Source organism: Burkholderia sp. APQ4-4ca (assembly GCF_057837105.1).
The window spans coordinates 1-1,803 of record NZ_JBYQCG010000094.1 but is presented as its reverse complement, the minus strand read 5'-3'; the positions used below and the strand labels follow the sequence as shown (position 1 = coordinate 1,803).

The window sequence follows — 1,803 nt, the reverse complement described above, 5'->3', positions numbered from 1 at the left end:
CTCAGCCGCTGCGTGAGCGCGAAGCTCCACGTGCCGTTCGCGCCGACTACCGCGGTGCCGACCTGCACGCCGTCCACCAGAATGTGAATCGTCGCATCAGGGTCGCCGCGGCCGCTCACCGTCGGGCGCGGGTCGTTGGTCAGTCCGCCTTTTTCGATCACGCCGGTGTGCGGCGGTACGTTGTCGGTCACTGTATCGATCGTCGGACGCGATGGACGTGTCAATCTCTGTTCATTCACCATGTCTGTCAATAAGCACAAGCTTTAGGTTAAAGCGAATGTGCGTCGTTCACTTGTGTGCAATGGGTAACGCACGAGTAGAAATTAAGGATACCGAATCGGACGTTTCGGTACAGCGGCAGTGCCCGCTTCGGAAGCGTACGCGGATCAGATCAGTTGAACCGACACGGACGCTTGCACGAGCAGTTCGACGTGCAGTGCTGCGTTTTCGTACAACATATAGGCAAGGCCGTCGTGCGCGATCAGACCTTGCTTCACCCATTGCCCCTGGCCGGCGGCAAGACCACTCATGCCCGACAACTCAACCCGATCCCCCGCATCGCCCTTGACCATCAATTGCGTATGGCCGTCCGTGCGGAACAGATCTTCGTGTCCGAGATTCAACACATCCTTCATCGACAGCTTCAGAATGTTGTTGCCAGTCCCCGTGATATCGAAAATCTCGATACCCGTGATTTTCTCCGAGAACCCGCCATTCAGAGAGGTGACATCCAGATATTGATTCGCTCCCTTCAGCTTCAAAGTGTCGGCATCTAATCCACCATGCACCCCACTATTGCCTCCCGTGAAGTAAGAGACGTTCTCCACGTTAAAAATCGTCTTCTCGTACCCACCATAGTAGGACACGTCACCGAGGAGATCCTGAACAGCCGGCGGATTAAAAATACCCTGATGCGTAGCCGCCCTGCTGAACTCCAGATTATCGACCCACGTGAGCGTGTACCAATCCTGCCTCCATTCCTGATTGAATTCAACACGAACAAACTCCTTTCCGACATTGATCTCCACACGTTGATGTGTGCCGCCACTTGCCGAAATCGGATCGAATGTATAAATCAGCGCACCGCTTTTATCGTAAAAATAAACACGAAGCTTTTCCTCTCGCGTCACATCACCAACATCAAATGCGATACGCGTTGCGCTTATTCCATCATGCAAATCGAGCCGTACCCGACCAATAATGGCAAGAGCCATCGTCTCAGAAGGATCAGTGGGTTTCGCTTCTCCCGGCTTACCCATATCGGCACCCTTGTACAGACCTTGCTTCCAATAGCCAGTACTCCAGCTTTCAAGGGAGGTGAGATCAAAATACTTGGTGGAAATCTTTTCCCCCACGAGATTGAGCGATGCGGACTGACTGGAATCAAAATTCTCGACGTATTTGAGTTCATCGATACCTCGATACGAGGAAATATTTCCAGCCCCATCAACAATCGCCACAGCCAGCCAATCCGCTATCACCCGAGTCACCTGGAATATTGCGACGCCCGCAGCAATCTCCGCATTGGTCAGGTCATGCGTGTACATATGACCATCGATCAGGATGGCCAATCGTGACCCCGCCTCCACAAGCGCACCCGAGAACTTCACCGTAAGCACGTCGCCTTGCACGGATACCCCGGTAGGCAATGGTACCGACGTCTTCAGCGCAACATCCGTCGACTCAATCTCACCGGCGTTTCCGACCGCATTGACCACCCGCGTCTGGATCGTCCAGTTGCCGGTGTGCGTGTTCGGATCGATCGCGACCCACGTGCCGTCCGACTTCATCAACGCGTCAATC

General features: G+C 54.1%; 2 protein-coding genes. Both read right to left on the bottom strand.

Features of this window, described 5'->3' with window-relative positions; translation table 11 throughout:
• Nucleotides 1-191 (bottom strand): Ig-like domain-containing protein (locus AC3IFE_RS10825; protein WP_489190513.1); only part of this gene is annotated, 191 nt, incomplete at its 3' end.
• Between the two features lie 195 nt (nt 192-386).
• On the bottom strand, nt 387-1,803 hold a 1,417-nt coding region (locus tag AC3IFE_RS10820), incomplete at its 5' end, for a hypothetical protein (RefSeq protein ID WP_489190512.1).